The following is a 23,400-nucleotide window of genomic DNA, read 5'->3' as shown; positions in this document are numbered from 1 at the left end:
ATCCCCGGCCCCGGGCCCTCGTCCGGGTCCGCCGCTACGACGTCGACCCGCGCCGCAGTCGCAGCCGGGTCTCCTCGAGGTCGAGCAGCGCCTGCGCCTGGCCCAGGATCCGCTGCGGGTACGCGCGGCGGGACCGCGCGTCGAGCAGGGCCTCGCGCTCGGCCGAGACGACGGCGAGCCGCAGCGCCCGGTAGAGCCGGTGCGGAGTGTCGGCCACGTCGCGCCGGGAGCCGCGCGCCCGCTCCCACGCCGCCTCCGAGCGCAGGAACGAGGTCTGGCGCACCCGCTCGAGCACGTCCGGGTCGACGTCGTCGACGCCCTCGACCACCTCGCCCGGCTTCTCGAGGACGGAGAGCCCCTTCTCGGTGATCTCGTCGAGCAGGCCCGCGAGCTCGCGCTGGTCCTCCGGCACGTCGACCCCGCGGATCCCGGTGGCGCGGATGAGCAGCGGCAGGGTGCTGCCCTGGATCAGCAGCGTCGACACCGCCACGGTGAAGGCGATCAGCACCAGCTGCGGACGGTAGGGGATGTCCTCCGGCAAGGACTGCGCGGCGGCGAGGGTGACCACTCCGCGCATGCCCGACCAGCCCAGCACCAGGCCGCCGCGCCAGCCCAGGTCGTTGGTGCTGAAGTGGCGGTAGTCCGAGCGGCGCAGCTGGTACCGCCGCCGGGCCTTGCTGCGCTCCGCGCGCGGCAGCCGCACCCCGCCCGTCGACTCCAGCAGCTCCTTCTGCTCGCGCGCCCGCCGCTCGGCCCGGCGGGTCTGCCAGCGCTCGCCGAGCAGCACCGGGCCGACCCAGGCGAAGCGGACGACGATGAGCCCGGCCGTGGCGACGAGGCCGATGCCGACCGCCGCCGGGATGGTGAGGGCGGCGCTGTCGGCGTCCTCGATCAGGCTGCGGATCTCGAGTCCGATCAGCAGGAAGACGCCGTTCTCGAGGAGGAACTGCACGGTGCGCCAGTTGATGCGGTCGTTCACGCGCGACTGCGCGGTGAAGGCGCGGGAGGAGGCGTGCCCGGTGTGCAGGCCCGCGACGACGACGGCGAGCACGCCCGAGGCGCCCAGGGTCTCGGCCGGGATGAACGCGACGAACGGCACGACGAAGGAGACGACGGTGTTGAGCACCGGGTCCTCGAGACGGGAGCGGACGAACACCGTGACGATGCTCGCGACCAGGCCGACGATCACGGCCACCACCACGGCGTAGAGGAAGTCGCCGATCGCCGCCCACGGGGTCGCGAGCGTGCCGGCCGCGGCGGCCAGGGCCGAGCGCAGGAGGACGAGCGCCGTCGCGTCGTTGATCAGGCCCTCGCCCTCGAGCAGGGTGAGCAGTCGCGGCGGCAGGCCGAGGCGCCGGCCGACGCTCGTGGCCGCGACCGCGTCGGGCGGGCTGATGATCGCGCCGACCGCGATGGCGAGCGGCAGGCCCAGCTCGGGCAGCAGGACGAAGAGCAGCGCTCCGATCCCGGCGGCCGAGATCAGCACGAGCACCACCGAGAGGCCGCTGATGGTGGCGATGTTCCGGCGGAAGTCCACGAACGGCACGCTGATCGCCGCGGCGTAGAGCAGGGGCGGCAGCACGCCGTCGAGCACCCACTCGTGCGGCACGACCACCTCGGGGACACCGGGGAGGAAGGAGAGGCCGACGCCGGCGAGCACCAGCGCGATGGGCGCGGCGACGCCGAGCCGGCGGGCGAACGCGGCGACGGCCACGAGGACGGCGACGCCGATGACGGCGGCGATGCTCAGCTCCATCGGCATGTCCTGCGGGCGGCGTGCGGCATCGGCGGTCTCGATTCGGGGAGGGGGAGGCGCCTGTCCGTGCGCGGGCGGAGGCTCGCGCGCGCGGTCGAGGCCGGACTGCGAGTCTGCGCTCGTGTCCGGCCTCGGCCTAGGGGGTTGCGGGTGGGTGCGCCGGTCGCTCCGGGCGCGGGGCGTGCACGGACATCAGCCAGGAGGCCGTCTCATCGCTGACGGGCGATGAGGGGCACTCCTGGCTGATGTTGCGCGCTTCCGGGTGGTGGGCGCGGTCCTGCCGCTCGTCAGCGCCGATCGAGGACCCGGACGAGGCCGATCAGGAGGGCGATCGTGCCCAGCGCGGCGATCGCGATCGCGGCGGCTCCGGCCGGGCCGAGCGAGAGCGCCCAGTCGACGACGGCGGTCCGCAGCCCGGCGTCGGCGGCGACGAGGAGCAGGAGGACCGCCACGACGGCCTGGACGAGTCCCCAGACGACCGCGCCGGCGCGGATCCTGGGCCGCTGCGCGGTCTCGGGGGCGGTGCTGGTCTGCGTGGCGGTGGTGCTCTGCGCGGTCATCGTCCTGCCTCCGTCGGGGTCGTGCTGTCGGTTCCGGTCGTGCTGCCGGGGTCTGTCGGGGTGCCGGGGTCCGTCGTGGTGCCGGGATCCGTCGGGGCGTCGGTGTCCGCCGGGGCCGGGAGGTCGGTCGGTTCCGCGGTCGCAGGGCCGTCCGGGTCGAGTGCGGCGCCGCTGGTCGAGTCCTCGGCGGTCCGGTCGTAGACGGTGACCCCGCCGCGGCCCTGCGCGATCCGGACGACGACCGGCTCGGCGTCCGGGTCGCCGAAGGTCTGCGTCCAGGTGGCTCCGTCGCGGCTGTACTCGACGTCCACCGGGTCGGACCCCACGTCGCCGTCGGCGAAGGCGGTCGTCAGCCAGTAGTAGCCGTTCGCCGTGGTCGCCTCGAGGCGGACCGCCGCCCCCTCCATCGGCATGACGGTGATGTTCCCGGCGCCCTGCCAGACGTCGATCACCTCGCCCGGGTCACCCAGCGACGGGTCGATCGTGATCTGCAGGTCGCCCGCCACCATCGCGTAGCTGCCGGGAACCGCGTTCGAGAGGCCGTACGAGCTGAGCATCGGCAGCAGCCGGCGCTCGGGCGGGACGAGCGACGCCGTCGAGGCCGTCAGCACCGTGATCACCGAGACAGCGATCAGGAGGATCGCGCGCCGGCGGAGCAGCCCGGCCGCCACGATCGCGAGCCCGAGCACCAGGGTCGCGACGCTGAAGCCGACCACGGTCGCGGTCGAGCCGGAGACGGTGAGCGACGCGATCGCACCGGCGACGGCCGCCAGGCCGAGCACGAGCAGGGTGACGCTCCGCCGCAGCCGCGGGTTCGCCTCGCGGTGCTGTCGCCGCCGCTCGAGCCGAGCCGCGGTGATGGCGCCCGCTCGCTGGCGAGACTCCTCCGCTCGGGCGCGGGCCGTCTCGCGGGCGGTCGCGCTCTCCTGGGCGCGGAACGCCTCCCGCTCGGCCTTCCACTCCTCCTGGCGCTCGCGCCACAGCGCGAGGTCCTCCGGGGTGCTCGGGCGCGCCTCGGTGGGGCGCTGCGGGGGCAGGAGGCGAGCGCCGCTCGCGGGCTCTCCGCTGGGAGCGGGGTAGCCGGCGGTCGAGGCGCCGGGTCCTGCGGGGGTGCCGTACGGCGGGGGCGTCCGGTCGGCTCGACCGGAGCGGCGGGCGATCCAAACCACGAAGAGCACGATGAGCACGAGGACGACGACGGTCCAGAGGGCGCGGCCGGTGGCGGGCGCCCAGGGCGCCGCGCCGGTGTACGCGCCGCCGAGCGACCAGAAGCCCTGCGCGACGGGGAGCATCGAGGCGAGGACGAGGGCCCCGATGGCGGCGTGCACGCGGGTCAGGCGGCCGCCGAGCAGCTCCTCGACCGGCAGCACGCCGTCCTCGTCGGGCAGCAGCAGCCAGGCTGCCGCGTAGAAGAGGAAGGCCGGGCCGCCCAGCACGGCGACGACGACGAAGACCCCGCGCACGATCAACGGGTCGATGCCGAGGCGGTCGGCGATGCCGGCGCAGACGCCGCCGACCCAGCCGGGCCGGCGGGCCAGGTCGAGCGAGCGCAGCCAGAGGAGGAAGCGGTTCTCGGAGGGGGCGTCGGGGCCGGAGGGGCCGGGGCCCGCGGCGCCCGGGCCGGGGTCGGAGGGGTCCGAGCCGGAGTAGCCCGGGCCGGGCTCGCCGGGTGCGGAGGGGCCGGGAGTCGGCGGGTCGCCCGCCGTGTCCTCCTGCGCCGGCGGGATCGTGCTCGCTGCTGTCATGGCTCGAGTGTGACGCTCCTCCACAGCCGCCGACCATCGGGGGAACCCCTGATCCGACCCCGACTCCCACCCCGTCGACCCCGACGACCTGTTTGGATGCAGGGGTGAGCACACCCACCCTCCCGAGCACCGCCGGGAGTCCGCCGCTGAGCGGGCCGCCACCGGGCCGAGCGCCGTCGGCCCGGCCGCCGCTGCGCCGTCAGCGGAGGGTCGTCCTCGGCGGCGTGTGCGCGGCGCTCGCCGAGCACCTGGGCCTGCGCGTCGGGACGGTCCGCTTCCTCGCGATCGTCGCGACCCTGCTGGGCGGCGGCGGCGCACTGCTCTACCTGTGGCTCTGGGCGCTCGTGCCCCTGCGCGACGCCGGCGGGGAGGCGGCCGGCGTGCGCCGCTCCGTCCCGGTCGCCGCGCTGCTCGTCGGCGTCGCCGGCGCCGCGACGCTCTCGGTCCTCGTCGCGCTCCGCGGGGGCGACGACGCGGACGTCACCCGGGCGCTCGCCGCCGTCGCGCTGCTCTCGGGCGGCGCCGTCGCCTGGAGCCTGGGCTTCGACCGCGGCGACACCTCGCGCTCGGCGCGCTCCTCCACCGTCGTCCGCCTCGCCTCCTGCGCCGTCCTCGTCGTCGCCGGGGCCGTCGTGCTCACGGCGCGCCCCAGCGCGGTCAACGCGGTGCTGGCGGTCGGCGTCCTGCTCGTCGCCGCGGGCGTGCTCGCCGCCCCCCGGGTCGTCACGCTGTGGACCGAGCTGATGGGCGAGCGGGCGGCGCGGGTCCGCGAGGAGCAGCGCGCCGAGATCGCCGCGCACCTGCACGACTCCGTGCTGCAGACCCTGGCCCTGATCCAGAACCGCGCGGGCGCGTCGAGCGAGGTCGCCCGCATCGCCCGCGCGCAGGAGCGGGAGCTGCGCGACTGGCTGTTCGAGCGCGACGTGCCGGTGGCGAACGACCTGGCGGCCGAGATCCGCGCCATCGCCGCCGCGATCGAGCTCGACTGGCCGGCGACGCTCGAGGTGGTCGCGGTGGGGGCCTCGGTGCCGGGCGCCGCGCCCGTGCTGGCCGCGACCCGCGAGGCGATGCTCAACGCCGCTCGGCACGCGGGCGGCGACGTGTCGGTCTACGTCGAGTCCTCCGCCGCCGGGGTCGACGTGTTCGTCCGCGACCGCGGCCCCGGAGTCGACCTCGGCGCCCTCCCGGGCGACCGCCTCGGCATCCGGGAGTCGATCGTCGGGCGGATGGCGCGCGCGGGCGGCAGCGCGACCGTCCGGCCCGGAGCGGGCGGCGCGGGCACCGAGGTCCACCTGCGCCTGCCGGCGGGGGCCGAGCGGTGACCCGCGTCGTGCTGGTCGACGACCACTCCATCTTCCGCTCCGGTCTGCGCGCCGATCTCGCCCCCGAGCTCGACGTCGTCGGCGAGGCGGCCGACGTCGACTCCGCCGTCGCGCTGGTCGCGGCCGAGCGTCCGGACGTGGTGCTGCTCGACGTGCACCTGCCCGGCGGGGCGGGCGGCGGCGGCGCCGAGGTCCTGCGCCGCAGCGCCGCGCACCTCGAGGCGGTCCGCTTCCTCGCGCTCAGCGTCTCGGACGCGGCGGAGGACGTGGTCGGCGTCATCCGCGCCGGCGCTCGCGGCTACATCACCAAGACGAGCTCCGGCGCCGAGGTCAGCCGGGCGGTCCTCGCGGTGGACGGCGGCGACGCCGTCTTCTCCCCGCGCCTGGCCGGCTTCGTCCTCGACGCGTTCGGCGCCCTCTCGGGCGAGCAGGCGGAGTCCGTGGACGAGCTCGACCGCCTCTCGGCCCGCGAGCGCGAGGTGATGCGGCTGATCGCTCGCGGCTACGCCTACAAGGAGGCCGCCGCCGAGCTCTTCATCTCGGTGAAGACCGTCGAGTCCCACGTGTCGGCGGTCCTGCGGAAGCTGCAGCTCTCCTCCCGCTACGAGCTCACCGCCTGGGCCTCGGCCCGCCGCCTCCTCTGACCGGCTACTCACCGCCTCCTCTCACCACCGCCTCGTCGGCCGCGGCCGCTCCGCCTTCCTGCCGGAAGGCTCTCGTCTGATCCGCAGGCGATCCGATGCGGAAGGCGCCTTCCACCGCGAGGCGCGGAAGACGGACGCGCGGATCGCCTGCAGATCGGACAACGGATGGCAGACGCCCCCGCGCCCGGAAGCTAGGCCGAGAGCAGCGGCAGGAACGGCAGCGCCGCCGACGCCGCGAGCGTGCCGAGCGCGGCGCCCGCGAGCACGTCGGTCGGGAAGTGCATCCCGAGCACGATCCGGGACAGCAGCATCACCAGCACCACGAGGACGGCGAGCGGCCAGAGCGCGGGCAGCATCACGGCGAACACGATCGCCGCCGCGGTGGTCGAGGACGCGTGCGAGCTCGGGAAGCTCAACTTGCTCGGCGCCGTGCCCCGCACCTCGACACCCTCGCCGAGGGGCCGCGGCCGCCGGACGACGCGCTTGATCACGATCGACAGCCCGTGCGCGACGACGATCGCGACGTCGCAGAGCGCCCACGCCCAGAAGCGCGACGGATCGGCGAACGCACCGACCACGCCCAGCAGCAGCCAGCCCGCGGCGTGCTCGCCGAAGAAGCTCAGCCATCGGGCGATCGGGCGCAGGGGCGGTGCCAGCGGCGAGCGCTGCACGGCGACGATGACCGCGGACTCGCGGCTCCGGAGGGTCGACATCGCGCCCAACCTAGCGCACCCGCTGATCCGTCTCGGGACCGGCCCGTTCTGCAGGTGGCGGTCCGTTCTGCAGGCGATCGGCCCGCGGAGAACGCCTTCCGTCCCGGGAAGGGCGCTGCGGAGACCTCGATCGCCTGCAGATCGGACGCGCACCGTCGGCGCCGGATCAGGCCTCGGGCTCGGCCTCCGTGCCGGCCGCGCGGCGGCGCGCACCCAGACCCAGCGCGGCAGCCCCCGCGGTGAGCAGCGCCGCCGCTCCGGCGACGAGGCCGACGCTCTCGACGCCGGTCGAGGCGAGTCCGCCGGTCGTGCCGCCGCCGACGGGCAGCGGAACGGGCGTGCCGGTCGGCGCGGCCGTCGGCACGGTGGGCCCGGCGGTCGGTCCGGCCGTCGGCGTCGCGGTCGGCCCGGCGGTGGGTGCCGCCGTCGGCGCGGAGGTCGGTCCCGAGGTGGGCGCGGCCGTCGGAGTCGCCGTCGGCGCCGTGGTGGGCCCGGCGGTCGGCGTGGGCGTCGGGGCGACGAGCTGCGAGGCCGGCAGGATCTGCACGATCGTCGGGCGCGGCGCCGCCACGGCGCCGGCCGCGAGGGCTCCGACGGCCGCGAAGTCCGGGAAGTACGAGGTGGGCGCCTCGAAGGTGCCCTCCTCGCCCGGGTGCTGGACGGCCACGAACACGTGCTGGTCCTGGTCGTGCACGATCGGCCCGCAGGTCTCGGCGTCGCGCGGGACCGAGAGGAACTGCTCCACCCGGCCGCGCTCGGCGCCCTCGAGCGCCACCTTGAAGAGGCCGTCGTTGTAGCCGATGCCGCTGGGGGCGCCGTCGGTCGAGATCCAGAGGTTCCCGACCGAGTCGAAGGCGAGGTTGTCCGGGCAGGAGATCGGCGAGACCTGGTCGACCGGGAAGCCGGAGAAGTACACCGTGTCGCCCTGCGCGACGTCGCCGCACAGCATCAGCAGGTTCCAGGTGAAGGTGCGGCCGGTCTGGTCGCCGCCGTCCTCGATGATCTCGACGATGTGGCCGTCGCGGTTCTCGGTGCGCGGGTTGACCTCCGTCGGCCCCTCCTTGCCCTCGGTGCCGCGGTTGGAGTTGTTGGTGCAGGCGACGTAGATCCGGCCGCTGACCAGGCTCGGCTGGACGTCCTCGCAGCGGTCCATCTTGGTCGCGCCGGCGATGTCGGCGGCCATGCGGGTGTGCACGAGCACCTCCTCGACGCTCATGCCGGCGATCATCGACGCGCCGTCGACGACCAGGGGCAGCCAGGCGCCGATGCCGTCGAAGCCGCCGTCGGAGGGGACCGCGCCGGTGCCGGTGATCTCGGCGACGGGGGAGTCGCCGGTGAAGCTCGCGACGAAGAGGTCGCCCTCCTCGAGCAGCGTCTTGTTGTGCGCGCGGTCGCCCTCGATGTAGCGCTTCTTCGAGACGAACTTGTAGAGGTAGTCGAAGCGCTCGTCGTCGCCCTGGTAGGCGACCACGCGGCCGTCGGGGGCGACGATGACGTTCGCGCCCTCGTGCTTCAGGCGGCCGAGCGCGGTGTGCTTCTTCGGGGTGGACTCCGGCTCGAAGGGGTCGAACTCGACGATCCAGCCGAAGCGGTTGGGCTCGTTCTCGTAGCCGGGCGTGCGGGCGTCGAAGCGGGGGTCGTCGAGTTCCCAGAGGCGCGCGGTCTCGGCGTCGGCGAGTCCGTAGCGCTTCTCGGCGTCGCTGGTCGCGGTCGCGCGGAAGTAGCCGTTGAAGTTCTCCTCGCCCGAGAGGATCGTGCCCCACGGCGTGGTGCCGCCGGAGCAGTTGCCGAGCGTGCCGAGGACGGAGCGCCCCGTCGGGTCGGCGACGGTCTTCAGCAGCGCCGAGCCGGCCGCGGCGCCGGTGACCTCGTAGGGGGTGTCGATCAGGTAGCGGCGGTTGTGCTCGCCACCGCGGACGTAGGCCCAGGGGCGGTCGACGGCGGTGCGCACCAGCTCGACGACGCTGAGGCCGTGGGCGGCGCGGCCGACGGCGCGCACGCGCTCGGGCTCCGCCTCGAGCTGAGCGGCCGAGAACATGATCGACTCGTTCGTGTACTCGTGGTTCACGACCAGCAGCGCGCGCAGGCGCTTCGAGCCGGGGATCTCGACGATGTCGGTGTAGTCGTTGTTGTAGCCGAACTGGGCGGCCTGGGCGGCCTCCGTCTGGTTCTCGATGTCGAAGGCGGGGCTGTCGGCGAAGAGCGGGTCGCCCCAGCGGATGATCGGCTGCCAGGCGAAGCCCTCGGGGACGGTGAACTCGTCGACCGTGTAGGGGACCGGGGCGATCGGGGTGAAGGCGAGCGGGGAGCCGCCGACCGCGGCGCCGGCGACGGCGGCCTCCGCGGTGGGGGCGCCGCCGGCCGAGGCGACGGCGACAGTGACCGCGCCGGCGAGGCCGAGGCCGAGGGCGCTGCGGCGCGAGATCTGCCGCGCGACGATGTCGCGGAACGAGCTGTTGTGCGAGGTGTTGCAGGTGGCGGTCGAGCACGCGTTGGCGCACTTCAGGGCGCAGGTGACAGGGCTGCGCTTGCCGCGCACGTGCCCCGCCATGGGGAGGAGGAGCGGGCGGCGGGCGGTGTCGGTCATGCGGTGTCCTTCGATCGGCAGCAGTGCGTCCGAGTCGACCAGGGCGAAGGGACGCGCACGCCGCTCAGCGGAGGCCTCTCCCTGAACGGAACATGAACGTTCTCACAAGAAGGTGAGGCTACCCTTCGTCGCTCCGGCGGGCGTCTCGGGCCGCCAGCACCGCGCCGACGTTGCCCGCGATCCACTCGACGACGGGCAGCAGCCGCTCGGCCAGCTCGGCTCCGAGCGGCGTCAGCGCGTAGTCGACCCGCGGCGGGATCACGGCGTGCGCCTCGCGGTGCACGAAGCCGTCCTCCTCGAGGGTCCGGAGGGTCTGCGCCAGCATCTTCTCGCTGATGCCGCCGATCCGGCGCCGCAGCTCGCCCCAGCGCAGGCTGCGCTCGGCCAGGGCAGCGAGGACGAGTACTCCCCACTTGCTCGTGACGTGCCCGAAGACCTCGCGGCTCGGGCAGTCGGCGGAGTAGACGTCTCCCGTGAGGAGGGGGCTCTCGGTGATGGTCATAGGAGTACTAACGAAATAGTGGGTACTGCATTCCGGGAAGTTCTCGCGGCGGCGCCCGGTTCCCCTCACCGACGGCGCCCCACCCGCCGTCTCCCGAACGGAAGGACCACCCCATGACCCTCGTCGTCACCGGAGCCACCGGCCACCTCGGCCGTCTCGCCGTCGAGCACCTGCTCGCCCGCGGCACCGCCGCCTCCGACATCGTCGCCACCGGCCGCGACGCCGCCAAGCTCGAGGCGCTCGCCGCCGATCTCGGCGTCCGCACCGCCGTCGCCGACTTCGAGGACCCGGCCTCGCTCGACGCCGCCTTCTCCGGCGCCGAGGCCGTGCTGCTCGTCTCCGGCTCGGAGGTGGGCAAGCGCGTCGCGCAGCACACCGCCGCGATCGAGGCCGCCGCCCGCGCCGGCGCGCGCCTGGTCTACACGAGCGCCCCGAAGGCGACGACCAGCCCGCTGATCCTGGCCCCCGAGCACAAGGCGACGGAGGAGGCGATCGCCGCCGCGGGCCTCCCCGCCGTGATCCTCCGCAACGGCTGGTACAACGAGAACTACACGCAGACGGTCGCCGAGCTCGCCTCGACCGGCACCACCCTCTCCAGCGCCGGCGACGGCCGCGTCTCCAGTGCCGCCCGCTCCGACTACGCCGAGGCCGCCGCCGTCGCCCTGCTCGACGCCTCCCTCGTCGGGTCGGTGCACGAGCTCTCCGGCGACACCGCCTGGAGCTTCGACGAGCTCGCGACCCTCGTCGGCGAGGTCGCCGGCCGCGACGCCGCGATCACGCACGTCGACTCCGCCGAGCACGCCCGCATCCTCACCGAGGCCGGTGTCCCCGAGGGCGGCGTCGGCTTCGTCGTCGGCCTCGACGCGAACATCGCCGACGGCCTCCTCGGCGAGACCGACGGCTCGCTCGCCCACCTGATCGGCCGCCCGACCACCCCGATCCGCACCTACGTCGAGGAGCAGCTCGCCCGCTGAGCCGCGGCCTGCTGCCGGTGGCTGACCTCCGGCTCGCGGACTCCGCTCCGGCTCGTGGGACTGGCCGGTTCCAGCGTGCCGGACGTGTTCTCGCGTGCCGGAGTTCCGACCGGTGCACCTCCGGCACGCAGAATCGGCTCCGGCTCGTCGGATCGGCCGGTTCTCGAGTGCCGGGAACGGTTCCGCGAGCCGGACCCGCGCCCCGGGGCCGCCGTGTCCGACCCCCGACGTAGGCTTACCGCCATGACCTCGACGACGCCTCGCTCCGGTATCGACCTCTCCGAACTCGACCCGGCGACGCGTCCGCAGGACGACCTCTACCGCCACGTGAACGGCCTGTGGATCGACCGCACCGAGATCCCGAGCGACAAGGCGCGCTACGGCTCCTTCCACGTGCTCCAGGAGGAGGCGGAGAAGGCGGTCCGCGACATCATCGTCGAGGCGCAGTCGGCCCCGAGCGGCACCGAGGCGCGCATGTTCGGCGACCTCTACACCTCGTTCCTCGACGAGGCGCGCGCCGAGGAGCTCGGCGCCCAGCCGATCGCCGACGACCTGGCCGCCGTGCAGCGCGTCGACTCGATCCCCGGGCTCCTGCGCGCGGTGGGCGAGTTCGAGCGCTCCGGTGTCCCCGGCCTCTTCGGCCTCTTCGTCGACAACGACCCGGGCGACCCCGAGCGCTACCTCGTCTTCGTGAACCAGGGCGGTCTCGGCCTTCCCGACGAGAGCTACTACCGCGAGGAGGAGTTCGCCTCCGTCCGCGAGGCCTACCTCCCCTTCGTCGCGCGGATGCTCGGGTTCGCCGGCATCGACGCCCCCGAGGCGCGCGCGGAGCGCATCGTCGCGCTCGAGACCGACCTCGCCGCCGTGCACTGGGACAAGGTGCGCAGCCGCGACAGCCAGGCCACCTACAACCTCCGCTCCTGGGCCGAGGTCACCGAGCTCGCCGCCGGCATCGACCTCGACGTCTGGCTGACCGCGATGGGCGCTCCGGAGGGTGCGCTCGCCGAGGTCGTCGTGCGCCAGCCGAGCTTCCTCGAGGGCCTCGCCGGCCTGCTGACCGACGACCGCCTCCCCGCCTGGCGCGACTGGCTGTCCTGGCAGGTGATCCGCGGCGCCGCGGCCTACCTCTCCAGCGACTTCGTCGACGCCAACTTCGACTTCTACGGCCGCACCCTCACGGGCACGCCGCAGAAGCGCGAGCGCTGGAAGCGCGCCGTCTCGCTCGTCGAGGGCTCGCTCGGCGAGGCCGTCGGCCGGATCTACGTCGAGCGGCACTTCCCCGAGACCGCCAAGGCCGCGATGGACGTCCTCGTCGCGAACCTGATCGAGGCCTACCGCCGCTCGATCGTCGACCTCGAGTGGATGGGCGCCGACACCCGTGAGCGCGCGCTGGAGAAGCTCGCGAAGTTCACGCCGAAGATCGGCTACCCGGTCCGCTGGCGCGACTACTCCGCCCTGACGATCGACCCCGCCGACCTGGTCGGCAACGCCCGCCGCGTCGCCGCCTTCGAGTTCGACCGCGAGCTCGGCAAGATCGGGAAGCCGCTGGACCGCGACGAGTGGTTCATGACGCCGCAGACCATCAACGCGTACTACAACCCCGGCTTCAACGAGATCGTCTTCCCCGCCGCGATCCTGCAGTTCCCCTTCTTCGACGAGTCCCGCGACTCCGCCGCCAACTACGGCGCGATCGGCGCGGTGATCGGGCACGAGATCGGGCACGGATTCGACGACCAGGGCTCGCGCTTCGACGGCGACGGCCGCCTCACCGACTGGTGGACCGAGGACGACCGGGCCGCGTTCGAGGAGCGGACGAAGGCGCTGATCGCGCAGTACGACGCGCTCGCCCCGGCCACCACGCCCGGTCACCACGTCAACGGCGCGCTCACCATCGGCGAGAACATCGGCGACCTCGGCGGGCTCGGCATCGCGTGGAAGGCGTACCTGCTCTCGCTGGACGGCGAGGAGCCGCCCGTGATCGACGGCCTGACGGGCGCCCAGCGCTTCTTCCTCTCCTGGGCACAGGCCTGGCAGCAGAAGGCGCGCGACGAGGAGACGATCCGCCTGCTCGCGATCGATCCGCACTCGCCGTCGGAGTTCCGCTGCAACCAGATCGTCCGGAACCTCGACGAGTTCTACGCTACTTTTGACGTCACCGAGGGCGACGCCCTCTGGCTCCCGCCGAGCGAGCGCGTCGCGATCTGGTAGCCCTCGCCGGCTGCCGTCCCGCACCGCGGCCGGATCCCGGGGCATCGAGAGCCGACCGATGCCGCGGGTCCTCGGTCCTCCGATGCGTCCCCGCGGCGGATCGACGGACTCCCGTCCCGCCCCTCCGCATCGACCGTTCCACCGACCCCGGAGAGAGGCCGCCGCCGTGGTGATCCCCGCCCACGAGACCCGCCGCGCGAACCGCCGCGCCCGCCGCGGGCGCCACAAGGGCGAGTACGACCACGACGACTTCCAGCGCGGCTTCGACGCGCTCGGCCGGCTGGCGCTGGACGGAGTCGTGGTGTCGGCGCGCGCGGTCGACCTCGGCACCGGGCGCGCCCTCTTCGCGGTCGACGACTCCGTCTCGATGCCGACGGCGTCCGTCGGCACGATCGTGCTCCTGATCGAGGTCGCGGCGCGGCTCGCCACCGACCCCCAGGAGAACCTGCGCCTCGTCGACCGCACCGCCGCCGACGCGGTCACCGGCACGGGGATCTGGCAGCACCTGCAGATCCCGTCGATGCCGATCGCCGACCTGGCCGCCCTCGTCGGCGCGACGAGCGACAACCTGGCCACCAATGTGCTCCTGCGCCGAGTCGGCCTCGACGCGGTCCGCGAGCGGGCCGAGGCGCTCGGCCTCTCGCGCACCGCCCTGCTCGACGTCGTCCGCGACGAGCGCGGTCCGGACGACGCTCCGCAGCTCTCGATCGGCTCGGCCAGCGAGCTGACCTGGCTGCTCGCGACCCTCGCGAACGGCGAGATCGTCGACGCGGCGGTCAGCTCGCGCGTGATCGGCTGGCTCTCGCTCAACAGCGACCTGTCGATGGTCGCCTCCGCCTTCGGCCTCGACGCGCTCTCGCACCGCCAGCCCGACCACGGCGTGCTGCTGGTCAACCGGACCGGCACGGACACCGGCGTCCGCGCCGAGGTCGGCGTGCTCCGCGGCCCGCGCGCCGGCGTCGCCTACGCCGTGATCACGCAGTTCGACGACTCGAGCCTGCGCTACCGCCTCGCGGTGCTCGACGGCATGCGCACGCTGGGCGTCGACCTGCTGGAGTACGTGCACTGACGGTCGCAGCGGCCGCGTGCTTCCGCTCGCTCCCCTGCGGTCCAGGCTCGCCGACCTCCGGCTCGTGAAACGTCGTCCGGCTCGCCGGAATCGCGCGATCCCACGTGCCGAGGTCGGATCCGCGTGCCGAAGGTGCTCGCAAGGGGCGGCACCGTCAAGCCGGTGACTGCTCCCGGATGCGCGACCTAGGCTGCCGGCAGCGGCGTCGCCTCCCGGTGCGCCGCGGAGAGGACACCATGAGCAGCTTCGGCTTCGACGCCCCCGAGGACGTCACCGACACCACCCGTCCTGACGCCGACTCCCTGCCGGTCCCGCCGGAGGACCCCGCCGAGGTCGACGACACGCAGGTCCACGACACGCAGGCCGACGACACGCAGGCGTCCGGAGAGGCGACCGACGAGGGAGCCGACTCGCGCCTCGACGACGACCAGGACCCGCCGGAGCACCCCTTCGTCCCCTCGCCCAGCTGAGCGACCGACCTGGGCTCCCGCCCGGCGCGCGCACGAGTGAGGCGGCAAGGGCCGGACCGGCCCGCGAGAACGCCCGATCCGCCGCTTCCGCCCTCGGTCGTGCCCGCCCTCCGCGGCTGACGACGCTGCGAGCGGCCGGTGACGAGGCGGTCGACCCCCGTCAGCCGCGGAAGGCTCCGCGGTAGCGCGCCGCCGGGTGCCGCGGGTTCAGCCGCGCGGCTCCGGTCAGCCGCTCGCGCAGGCCGCCCGGCGCGTACTCCGAGCGGGCCAGCCCGCGATCCCGCAGCACCGGCATCACCTCGTCGACGAACTCGACGTAGCTGTCGGGCAGCGACCAGTGGTTGAGGTTGATGCCGTCGACGCCCGCGTCGCGCAGCTCCGACAGCCGGTCGGCGATCTGCTCGGGCGTGCCGACGACGCGCTGGTGACGACGCACCGCGAGACGGGCCAGGTCGGCGACGGTCGCGTCGCGGTCGGGCAGCAGCCGGATCATCGACTCGAGCGTGCTGCGGTTGCCGTTGGTGACGATGTCGCGCAGCTTCGTCTCGGGCGGGAAGGGCTTCCCGTCGGCCTGGTCGACGCTGAGGCCGGCGTGCAGCAGGTGGGCGTCGACGCTCGTGTACGCGTCGAGCTCGGCCTCGCGCTCCCGGGCCTCGCGCTCGGTGCTGCCTACGATCACCGACAGGGGTGAGAAGAACAGCACGTCGTCACCGCGGCGCCCGGCCGCCTCCGTGAGCGCGCGGGTCGAGGCGATCAGCTCGCGGGTCTGCTCCGTCGTCGAGCCGCCGACGAACTGCGCCTCCGCGTGCCGGGCCGCGAAGGCGCGGCCGGCGGGCGAGGAGCCGGCCTGGAAGAGGAACGGCGTGCGCTGCGGCGACGGCGCCGAGAGGTGCGGGCCCTCGACCCGGTAGCTCGCGCCGGCGTGGTCGATGCGGTGCACCGATTCCGGTCGGGAGTACGCGCCGGCCTGGTCGCGGACCGAGGCGTCGTCGTCCCACGACCCCTCCCACAGCTTGTAGACGACGTCGAGGTACTCCTCGGCCTGCGCGTAGCGGGCGTCGTGCTCGGTCAGGCGGTCGAGGCCGAAGTTGCGGGCCGCGTTCTCCTGGTAGCTGGTGACGATGTTCCAGGCGACCCGGCCCTTCGAGAGGTGGTCGAGGGTCGACATCCGCCGCGCGAACTCGAACGGGTGCGCCTGCAGGATCGAGCTCGTCATCGCGAGGCCCAGGTGCTCGGTCGAGCCGATCAGGGCGGCCAGCAGGATCGACGGGTCGTTGTTCGGCAGCTGCAGGCCCTCGCGCGCATTCACCTCGAGCGAGGCGCCGACCGCGCCGTAGGTACCCACGACGTCCGCGAAGAAGATCGCATCGAACACCCCGCGCTCGAGCGTCCTCGCCACCTCGATCCAGTGCCCCAGGTCCTCGAACGCGCCGGGCCGCGCCCCGGGCCGCCGCCACTGGCCGTGGTGGATGTGCGAGGGCGTGTTCATCACGAACGCGTTGAAGAGCAGCGGGCGGGGATCGGTCATGCGGGTGCTCCTGGGGGCGGGACGCTGGTGCGGACGTCGGTCTCGTGCGAGGCGATCGTACGGTGAGTGCGCCGTCCCGCCGACCGGAACGAGTCGAGCGACGTCGCCGGGTGTCGATACGCCGCCTGCAGCGGCTCCTCGACCAGCATGTTCCGGTGGCCCTCCGACCAGCGTGACCCGGCGGCTGCGAGTGCATGCTGATCGAGCAGCCCGGCGCGGCCGGGCGCATCGAGATCCGCCGCAGCGAACGCCACGTCGCCACGCCTGCTCGACAGGCGATGAGGAGTGCCTGCTAGCGTCGACGCCACCGGCGCGAGCGGGGGCTTCTGGAATCCGGCGGGCCCCGCATCGCGCCGGTTCCGTCTGCCTGGTCCCTCACGCGTCGTCGGCCTCACCCGTCGGGATCCGCGCGCTGCTCGGATACATCGAGAACCCGGCACCGAGGCGCAGTCCCGTCTTCTGGTGCAGTGCCATGCACCGTCGGATCTGCTCCCAGAGGTAGCTCTGCTCCTCCGGCGCTCCGCCCTGCAGAAGGTAGGTGCCTGCCGAGTAAGCGACGATGTCCGCGAGTTGCAGGATCTCGCGATCCCAGTGGCTGAGCTCCGTGTCGACCCACAGCGGCTTGTCGAGCACCAGGTCGTACTCGGGCTTCCTCCGCAGCATCCTGTCCAGGGTCGCCCGCGCGTCCCGCAGGCCGCCGCTGCGGAAGAACTTCTCGTGCTGGGACTGCTGGTCGGCGACGAACATGGCGGCGTCCCCGGAGTAGTAGTCGCCCACAGTCGTCGCGACGCGCTGGTGCAGGTATGCGTAGGCGACGCCCAGCGGCATGAGGTCGCGTCCGGTCTCCACCATCTCGAGCTTGTCCACGGCCGCTGCGAAGACGAGCGGGCGGAAGGTGTCGAAGAGCAGCCCGACGTCCTCGAAGAGGGCGGCCGTCTGCTTCTCGGTGACGAGTGCCCGGTACGCAGCGGGCCTGTCCAGACGATGTCCTGATGCGACACTGCGTGCCACCCGACGGAGGTGGCGACCCTTGATCTCGGAATCACCCCACGGAAGATCGCATGCGGCGAGCACACCGAAGTGCTTCTCCTTGACGTCGACGATCCGCTCTGCCAGGGCACGCCGTGACGTGTCTCGGACTCCGACGGCGCCGAGCACGAAGTACTGGCTGGCGCCTTCCTTGAGGGTCGGAATTCCCGGTGCATCGTTCCGGTCGAGCGTGTGATTCCCGAATTCATCGACGTAGAAGATCCCATGCTGGTCGAGCAGCCCGCGAAGCGGGCGTATCGAGATCCGGGCGCCTACTCCCGCGGGGTCGACCCCGGCTTGATCCGCTGCGCCAGCCGCTTCAGCGGGTGCGCCGGCTCGCGCTCGAGCGGCTCCTCCACCTCGAGGCCGTAGAACGAGCCGATGTCGCCGACGAAGGCGGCCCGGCGGGCCCGGTCGTAGGCCCGGATCTCCCTCCGGAAGGCGATCACCGTCGCCACGCACATCAGGATCATCACCACGCTGAACGGCAGCGCCGAGAGGATCGCGGCCGTCTGCAGGGCGTCGAGCCCGCCGGCGATCAGCAGCGAGAGCGCCAGCAGGGCCGTCGCGAGCGCGAAGAAGACGCGGATGCCGTTGCGCGGCTCCGCGTCGCCGCCGGTCGCGATCATCGCCATCACCAGGGCGCCGGAGTCGGCGGAGGTGACGAAGAAGACGCCGATCAGGATGATCGCGCCGACGACCAGCACCGAGCCGGCCGGCAGGCCCTGCAGCATCGAGAAGAGCGCCGTGTCGGTGCTCACCGCGCCGTCCGCGCCGACGAGCCCGCCGTCGCCGTAGAGCTCGCGGAAGAGCGCCGTCCCGCCGAGCACGCTGAACCAGAGGAAGGTCATGATCGTCGGCACCAGCAGCACGCCCGCGACGAACTCGCGGACGGTGCGGCCCTTGGAGACCCGGGCGATGAAGATGCCGACGAACGGCGCCCACGACATCCACCAGCCCCAGTAGAACGTCGTCCAGGTCGCCTGCCAGGCCTCGCCCTCCCGGCCGGCGTAGGCGCTGACGGTGAAGGTGAGGCCGATGAAGTTCTGCAGGTAGTTGCCGAGCGACTGCACGAACTCGCGCAGCAGGAACTGCGTCGGGCCCGCGACGAGCACGAACACCAGCAGGGCGGCGGCGAGCAGCAGGTTGCCGGTCGAGAGCCACTTCATGCCCTTGCCGACGCCCGAGACGAGCGAGAAGACGGTCAGCGCCGTCACGACCGCGATGACGATGATCTGCACCGTGAGCGAGGAGTCGACGATGCCGCTCGACTCCAGGCCCGCCGAGATCTGGGTGACGCCGAGGCCGAGCGACGTCGCGACGCCGAACATCGTGCCGACCAGCGCGACGACGTCGATCGTGTTGCCCCAGCCGCCGCGCACCCGGCGGCCCAGCAGCGGTTCGAGCGCCCAGCGGATCGAGACCGGGCGCTTGCGGCGGTGGATCGCGTAGGCGAGGGCGAGGCCGACGACCACGTAGATCGACCAGGCGTGCACGCCCCAGTGCAGGTAGGTCTGCGAGATGGCGCTCTGCGCGAGCTCCGTCTCCGTGCCGGTGACGCCGGGGCGCGGGGTGGCGAAGTGGGTGAGCGGCTCCGCGACGCCGTAGAAGACGAGGCCGATGCCCATTCCGGCCGCGAAGAGCAGCGAGATCCAGGAGAGCATCGAGAACTCGGGCTCGTCGTCGTCGGCGCCGAGCTTGATGTCGCCGAAGCGGCTGACGCCCATCCAGATCGCGAAGGCGACGAAGACCGCGGCGATCAGCACGTAGTACCAGCTGAAGGTGTTCACGACGGTGGTCTGCAGGGAGGCGAAGACCTCGGTGGCGACCTCGGGAGCGATGATCGCGAAAGCGGCGATGGAGAGCGTGATCACCGCCGCCGGCCAGAACACCCAGCGGGCGAGGCGCTGCGGGGGCCTCTCGGACGTCTTCTGCTCGAGCATGCGCGGGCCTCTCGTCGACGGCAAAAGCTCCACCGTACACGGGCGGCGTGTCGCGAGCGGGGGCGGCGAGGGCGCTCGGATCGGTGCGGCAGGCTGGACCCGTGCAGTTCAGAGTCTTCACCGAACCCCAGCAGGGCGCGAGCTACGAGGATCTCCTCGCGGTCGCGCAGGCCACCGAAGCCCTCGGCTACGACGGCTTCTTCCGCTCCGACCACTACCTCCGGATGGGCGACGGCGACCCCGGCCCCGGTCCGACCGACGCGTGGACGACCCTCGCAGGCCTCGCGCGCGAGACCGAGCGGATCGCGCTCGGCACGCTCGTCTCCTCCGTCACTTACCGGCCGCCGGGGATCCTCGCGATCCAGGTCGCCCAGGTCGACGCGATGTCGGGCGGCCGTGTCGAGCTCGGCCTCGGCACCGGCTGGTTCGAGGAGGAGCACGCCGCCTACGGCATCGACTTCCCGCCGCGCCGATTCGATCTGCTCGAGGAGCAGCTCGAGATCGTCACCGGTCTCTGGTCGACCCCGGTCGGCGAGCGCTACTCGTTCGCCGGCGAGCACTACACGCTGACCGACTCGCCCGCGCTGCCCAAGCCCGCGCGGCTGCCGCTGCCGGTGATCGTCGGCGGAGGCGGGCCGAAGCGGACCCCGCGGCTCGCGGCCCGCTTCGCCAGCGAGTTCAACCTGCCCTTCCCCGAGTTCGACGCGATCCCCGGATCGTTCGAGCGCGTCGATGAGGCGTGCGCCGCGATCGGCCGCGAGCCGTCCTCGCTCGTGCACTCGGTCGCGCTGATCGCGGTCGGCGGAGCGGACGAGGCGGAGTTCGTCCGTCGCGCCGCCGCCATCGGCCGCGAGCCCGCCGAGCTGCGCGAGCACGGCGTCGCCGGCGGAGTCGACGAGACCGTCGACCGTCTCGAGTCCCTCCGCGAGGCCGGCGCCGAGCGCGTCTACCTCCAGTTCATGGACCTCCAGGACCTCGACCACCTCGACTTCTTCGCCCGGGAGGTCCTGCCGCGGCTGTCGGCCTGAGCACCCCCTGCTATCGAGCAGCCCGCGGAGCGGGCGCTGCATGCTGATCGAGCAGCCGCGGAGCGGGCGTATCGAGATCCACCGTTCTGCAGAGGCCGGGTCTCGATACGCCGCCGGAGGTGGCTGCTCGACCGGCATGGGGGCCCTACCGCGCGACCTAGGCTGGAGGGATGGTGGACACGATCGAGCGCGCCGACGAGCGGCTGGCGACCCGCTCGGCCGCCGAGGTGCCGTGGGTCGTGCTCGTCTGGGACGACCCGGTGAACCTGATGTCGTACGTGTCCTACGTCTTCCGCAGCTATTTCGGCTTCGGTCGCGCTGAGGCCGAGCGCCTCATGCTCCAGGTGCACACGGAGGGGCGCGCCGTGGTCGCGACCGGCAACCGCGAGGAGATGGAGCGGCACGTGGAGGCTATGCACGGCTACGGCCTGTGGGCGACGCTGCAGAAGGCCGACGCATGACCCGCCGAGGCCCAGCCCGCCGACGCTCGACCCGCCGACGCACGGCCGGCGGCCGCTGATGCGCTCCTTCCGCCGCGACTCCTCCGGCGCCGCCGTGGCCCGCTTCGACCGCGAGGAGGCCGGGATCCTCCGCCACCTCGCCGGCGAGATGCTCGAGCTCCTCGATCGCGGCACGTCCGAGGACGCCCGCGACGACCCCGCCCTGGCGCGCCTGCTCCCCGACGCCTACCGCGACGACGACGAGGCCGCCGCCGAGTTCCGCCGCTTCACCGCCCCGGACCTGGCCGGCCGCAAGATGGACGACGCCCGCGCGATCACCGCCGCGCTCGACGCGGGCGAGGGCTCCGGGCACGCCCGCGTGTTCGCCGGGCTCGGCGAGGTCACCGTCCGCCTCGAGCCGCCCCAGGCGCTGTCCTGGCTCCGCGGCCTCACCGACATGCGCCTCGCCCTCGCCGCGCGACTCGGCATCCTCGACTCCGACGACGTCGAGCCCGAAGACGAGACCGGGCAGGCGATCCGCGCGGTCTACGACTGGCTCGGCAGCGTGCAGGACGGCCTGGTCCACGCGATCGACGTGTGACCAGCCCCGCCCGCACCGTCACCAGCCGCTGACCACGACCTCGCCGGGACGCCCGCCGGCCTCGACCAGGCGGTGCGCCTGGGCCAGGGTCCCCGCGTTCAGGGGCGACAGTGCGCGGGTGAGCGTCGTGCGCAGCACCCCCTCGCCCAGCAGCCCGGACACCTCCTGCAGCAGGTCGTCGTGCCGCGGAACATCCTCGACGGCGGCTTCCGCGGGGCCGTCCTGCCGTTGGATCCCGCCCCCACGCGGGCTGTCCCCGCCTTCACCCGGGCCGCCCCCGACCCCCCTCGTCGCCGCCTTCATCGAGACGATCGCCGCTCACGCCGACCTCGCCGGGTCGATCGGGCGCTGAGGGGGAGAGCGGCAGCAGGGGTGAGCGCCCACTCCAGCTCTCTCCCCAGGAGAGATCTCCACAGCTGTGGATAACTCTGTGGAGAGATGTGGAGAACGACCGTCCTCACAGGGTCCGCCCCGGAGTCGAGGCCGGTCCGACGCGGGATCCGCCGTCCACAGGCTGGGGAGAGCATGTGGAGAAGCGACGCGTGCCGCCGTCGGACTCCCGCCGGGAATCGGGGTCGGCGGGCTCCCCGGGCTGCCCGCGCCCACGGCCCGGGTTCGACGCGGCGGGCGGAGTCGCGTACCGTCCGGATCGTGAACACTCCCTCAGGCACCCAGGCCAAGCGCGCTGCCGACGACGCGCAGGACTCGACCGCGATCCGCACCCTCGCTCGCGGGGGCTACGCCGCGAACGGCCTCGTCCACATCCTCATCGGCGTGATCGCCCTGCAGGTCGCCCGAGGCGGTGGCGGCGAGGCCGACCAGACCGGAGCGCTCGGGCAGCTCGCCGCGCAGCCCGGGGGAGTGGTCGTGCTGTGGGTCTGCGCGATCGGCCTGTTCGGGCTCGCCCTATGGGGTGTGCTCGAGGCCTTCCTGATCGCGGACGGCGACAGCGCGGTGTCGCGCTGGGGCAGCCGGCTGAAGGAGGCGGCGAAGGCCGTCGTCTACGCCGCGCTCGGAGCGACCACTCTGCGCTTCGCGACGGGCGGCAGCTCCGACTCGTCCGAGACGTCGCAGAGTGCGAGCGCGCAGGTCCTCGCCGCGCCGGGCGGCGTCGTCCTCCTCGTGATCGCGGGGCTCGCGGTCCTCGCCGTGGGCGGCGTCTTCGTCTACCGCGGCGCCTCGAAGAAGTTCCTGAAGAACATCGCCGTGCCCGGCGGGACCGCCGGCCGCGTCGTCACGGGCCTCGGCGTCGCCGGCTACGTCGCCAAGGGCATCGTGCTCGGTGCGCTCGGCGTCCTCCTGATCGTCGCCGCGGTCCGGCACGACCCCGAGCAGGCGGGCGGGCTGGACGAGGCGCTGAAGTCGCTGACCGAGCTGCCGTTCGGCGTGGCCCTGCTCGCCGCCGTGGCCGTCGGGCTCATCGCGTACGGCGTGTTCTGCTTCGCCCGCGCGCGCTGGCCCAAGCTCTGAGCCGGCCCGCCGGCGCTCCCGAGACGGGCGTCGGCACGATCGCCGACGCCGCGCCCGCCCATGCGCGCCGGACTCTGCTGCGCAACGGCGTCCGGTCCCTCGCCCCGGGGCGGCACGGGAACCGCGGAAGGACGCCACCGGCACCCGCGTGCGGGTGACCCGTCGGGGCGCCGCGGTGCCGTTACCCCCTGACGGGTGTGACCGCAACTGGTGCCACGACCCGGGTTGCGGTGCCAGTGTGTGCAGATGCATGAACGTAGCGACGACGCGCGCGCGGAGCGGATCCGCCCCGCCCTGGCCGAGGCCGCCGCGCGCCTCCTCGGGGCCGTCGCGACCGGCGACCGTGCCGCGTTCGCCGAGCTGTTCGACCGCTTCGGCGGGCTCTTCTCCGCGTCGATCGCGACCGTGCAGGCCGACGCCGCCGCTCGCGACCGGATCTGCACCGAGGCGTTCGCCTCCGTGTGGCGCCGCGCCCGCGAGGGTGCCCGCGCTCCGGAGCCGGTGCTGTGGCTGCTCGAGGTGCTCTGCGAGACGCTCGGCTCCTCCCGCGAGCCCTCGCGGCGCCCGCTCGCCGACGGGCTCCTCGCCCTGGCCTGCCCGGACCGCGAGCTGCTGCTGCTCGCCGTCGCGGGCCGCTACTCCCAGCCCGAGATCGCGGCGCTGACGGGAGTGCGCGAGTCGCGCCTGGGCGCGGTCCTCCGCGACGCGCTCGGCTCCCTCCGAGGCGGGCTGAGCGAGGGCCGTCTCACGGCCTGAGCTGCGAGTCGCCGCCGCAGAACTCGCCGTCCCCGCGGGAATGGTTCCGACGGGC

The 23,400-nt window shown here is 73.6% G+C and carries 21 protein-coding genes and 1 pseudogene; 11 read left to right on the top strand and 11 right to left on the bottom strand.

Annotation, left to right across the window (positions count from 1 at the left end):
* Window positions 1-34: 34 nt before the first annotated feature.
* From GTU73_RS00435 to GTU73_RS00425, 3 genes are all read right to left on the bottom strand, one after another.
* Complete coding sequence (locus GTU73_RS00435) at window positions 35-1,756, bottom strand: sodium:proton antiporter (RefSeq protein ID WP_160086010.1); 1,722 nt, start codon at window positions 1,754-1,756, stop codon at window positions 35-37.
* Between the two features lie 287 nt (window positions 1,757-2,043).
* On the bottom strand, window positions 2,044-2,316 hold the full coding sequence (locus GTU73_RS00430; protein ID WP_127887872.1) for a hypothetical protein: 273 nt from the start codon (window positions 2,314-2,316) through the stop codon (window positions 2,044-2,046).
* A complete protein-coding gene (locus GTU73_RS00425; RefSeq protein WP_160086008.1) occupies window positions 2,313-4,061 on the bottom strand; it encodes a PspC domain-containing protein in 1,749 nt (582 codons plus the stop codon). Before GTU73_RS00425 ends, GTU73_RS00430 begins: the two co-directional genes overlap by 4 nt.
* Window positions 4,062-4,165: 104 nt before the next feature.
* On the opposite strand from GTU73_RS00425, the gene GTU73_RS00420 reads away from it, so the two are divergent.
* A complete protein-coding gene (locus tag GTU73_RS00420; protein ID WP_160086006.1) occupies window positions 4,166-5,383 on the top strand; it encodes an ATP-binding protein in 1,218 nt (405 codons plus the stop codon).
* Entirely contained in the window at window positions 5,380-6,027 is a 648-nt protein-coding gene (locus GTU73_RS00415) for a response regulator transcription factor (protein WP_160086004.1), read from the top strand. The genes GTU73_RS00420 and GTU73_RS00415 overlap by 4 nt, the downstream gene beginning before the upstream one ends.
* Window positions 6,028-6,218: 191 nt before the next feature.
* Here the strand turns inward: GTU73_RS00415 and GTU73_RS00410 are convergent, their stop codons facing one another.
* The 4 genes and pseudogenes from GTU73_RS00410 to GTU73_RS00400 all read right to left on the bottom strand — a co-directional run bounded on the left by GTU73_RS00410 (window position 6,219) and on the right by GTU73_RS00400 (window position 9,829).
* Window positions 6,219-6,740 (bottom strand): phosphatase PAP2 family protein, encoded by a 522-nt coding sequence (locus GTU73_RS00410; RefSeq protein ID WP_160086002.1) that lies wholly within the window; start codon window positions 6,738-6,740, stop codon window positions 6,219-6,221.
* 166 nt (window positions 6,741-6,906) lie between these two features.
* Window positions 6,907-7,287, bottom strand: a complete 381-nt coding sequence (locus tag GTU73_RS19150; protein WP_244231882.1) for a PT domain-containing protein — start codon at window positions 7,285-7,287, stop codon at window positions 6,907-6,909.
* Window positions 7,279-9,327: pseudogene (locus tag GTU73_RS00405) on the bottom strand (PhoX family phosphatase); the annotation flags it as partial. The gene GTU73_RS19150 and the pseudogene GTU73_RS00405, both read right to left, overlap by 9 nt.
* A gap of 118 nt (window positions 9,328-9,445) precedes the next feature.
* Entirely contained in the window at window positions 9,446-9,829 is a 384-nt protein-coding gene (locus GTU73_RS00400; protein ID WP_160085998.1) for a helix-turn-helix domain-containing protein, read from the bottom strand.
* Window positions 9,830-9,942: 113 nt separating this feature from the next.
* On the opposite strand from GTU73_RS00400, the gene GTU73_RS00395 reads away from it, so the two are divergent.
* The 4 genes from GTU73_RS00395 (at window position 9,943) to GTU73_RS00380 (ending at window position 14,550) form a co-directional block, all read left to right on the top strand.
* On the top strand, window positions 9,943-10,803 hold the full coding sequence (locus GTU73_RS00395) for an NAD(P)H-binding protein (protein WP_160085996.1): 861 nt from the start codon (window positions 9,943-9,945) through the stop codon (window positions 10,801-10,803).
* A 243-nt stretch (window positions 10,804-11,046) separates the two neighbouring features.
* Window positions 11,047-13,011, top strand: coding sequence for a M13-type metalloendopeptidase (locus GTU73_RS00390; protein ID WP_160085994.1), 1,965 nt, complete (start codon window positions 11,047-11,049; stop codon window positions 13,009-13,011).
* A gap of 166 nt (window positions 13,012-13,177) precedes the next feature.
* On the top strand, window positions 13,178-14,080 hold the full coding sequence (locus GTU73_RS00385) for a serine hydrolase (protein ID WP_244231708.1): 903 nt from the start codon (window positions 13,178-13,180) through the stop codon (window positions 14,078-14,080).
* Between the two features lie 236 nt (window positions 14,081-14,316).
* On the top strand, window positions 14,317-14,550 hold the full coding sequence (locus GTU73_RS00380) for a hypothetical protein (RefSeq protein WP_160085990.1): 234 nt from the start codon (window positions 14,317-14,319) through the stop codon (window positions 14,548-14,550).
* 160 nt (window positions 14,551-14,710) lie between these two features.
* On the opposite strand, the gene GTU73_RS00375 is transcribed toward GTU73_RS00380, so the two are convergent.
* The 3 genes from GTU73_RS00375 to GTU73_RS00365 form a co-directional block, all read right to left on the bottom strand.
* Window positions 14,711-16,078 carry an NtaA/DmoA family FMN-dependent monooxygenase gene (locus tag GTU73_RS00375; RefSeq protein ID WP_160085988.1) on the bottom strand — a complete coding sequence of 456 codons (1,368 nt, stop codon included), beginning with the start codon at window positions 16,076-16,078 and terminating at the stop codon, window positions 14,711-14,713.
* A 375-nt stretch (window positions 16,079-16,453) separates the two neighbouring features.
* A complete protein-coding gene (locus GTU73_RS00370; RefSeq protein ID WP_279630812.1) occupies window positions 16,454-17,329 on the bottom strand; it encodes a DUF3800 domain-containing protein in 876 nt (291 codons plus the stop codon).
* Window positions 17,330-17,379: 50 nt separating this feature from the next.
* Window positions 17,380-19,050 (bottom strand): BCCT family transporter, encoded by a 1,671-nt coding sequence (locus GTU73_RS00365; protein ID WP_160085984.1) that lies wholly within the window; start codon window positions 19,048-19,050, stop codon window positions 17,380-17,382.
* 101 nt (window positions 19,051-19,151) lie between these two features.
* Here GTU73_RS00365 and GTU73_RS00360 point away from each other — a divergent pair, with 101 nt between their 5' ends.
* From GTU73_RS00360 to GTU73_RS00350, 3 genes are all read left to right on the top strand, one after another.
* Entirely contained in the window at window positions 19,152-20,078 is a 927-nt protein-coding gene (locus GTU73_RS00360) for an LLM class F420-dependent oxidoreductase (protein ID WP_160085982.1), read from the top strand.
* A gap of 170 nt (window positions 20,079-20,248) precedes the next feature.
* Window positions 20,249-20,539, top strand: a complete 291-nt coding sequence (clpS, locus tag GTU73_RS00355) for an ATP-dependent Clp protease adapter ClpS (RefSeq protein ID WP_123706048.1) — start codon at window positions 20,249-20,251, stop codon at window positions 20,537-20,539.
* A 58-nt stretch (window positions 20,540-20,597) separates the two neighbouring features.
* On the top strand, window positions 20,598-21,119 hold the full coding sequence (locus GTU73_RS00350) for a DUF2017 domain-containing protein (protein WP_160085980.1): 522 nt from the start codon (window positions 20,598-20,600) through the stop codon (window positions 21,117-21,119).
* An 18-nt stretch (window positions 21,120-21,137) separates the two neighbouring features.
* On the opposite strand, the gene GTU73_RS19435 is transcribed toward GTU73_RS00350, so the two are convergent.
* Complete coding sequence (locus GTU73_RS19435; protein WP_279630802.1) at window positions 21,138-21,422, bottom strand: zinc-binding dehydrogenase; 285 nt, start codon at window positions 21,420-21,422, stop codon at window positions 21,138-21,140.
* Window positions 21,423-21,770: 348 nt separating this feature from the next.
* Here GTU73_RS19435 and GTU73_RS00340 point away from each other — a divergent pair, with 348 nt between their 5' ends.
* On the top strand, window positions 21,771-22,589 hold the full coding sequence (locus tag GTU73_RS00340; protein WP_244231707.1) for a DUF1206 domain-containing protein: 819 nt from the start codon (window positions 21,771-21,773) through the stop codon (window positions 22,587-22,589).
* A 246-nt stretch (window positions 22,590-22,835) separates the two neighbouring features.
* Complete coding sequence (locus GTU73_RS00335) at window positions 22,836-23,345, top strand: hypothetical protein (RefSeq protein ID WP_160085974.1); 510 nt, start codon at window positions 22,836-22,838, stop codon at window positions 23,343-23,345.
* Window positions 23,346-23,400: the final 55 nt, after the last annotated feature.

The organism is Rathayibacter sp. VKM Ac-2804, from assembly GCF_009866655.1.
Classification (GTDB): Bacteria; Actinomycetota; Actinomycetes; order Actinomycetales; family Microbacteriaceae; genus Rathayibacter.
The sequence above is the reverse complement of the archived record's forward strand: the minus strand, read 5'-3'. Positions and strand labels throughout refer to the sequence as shown.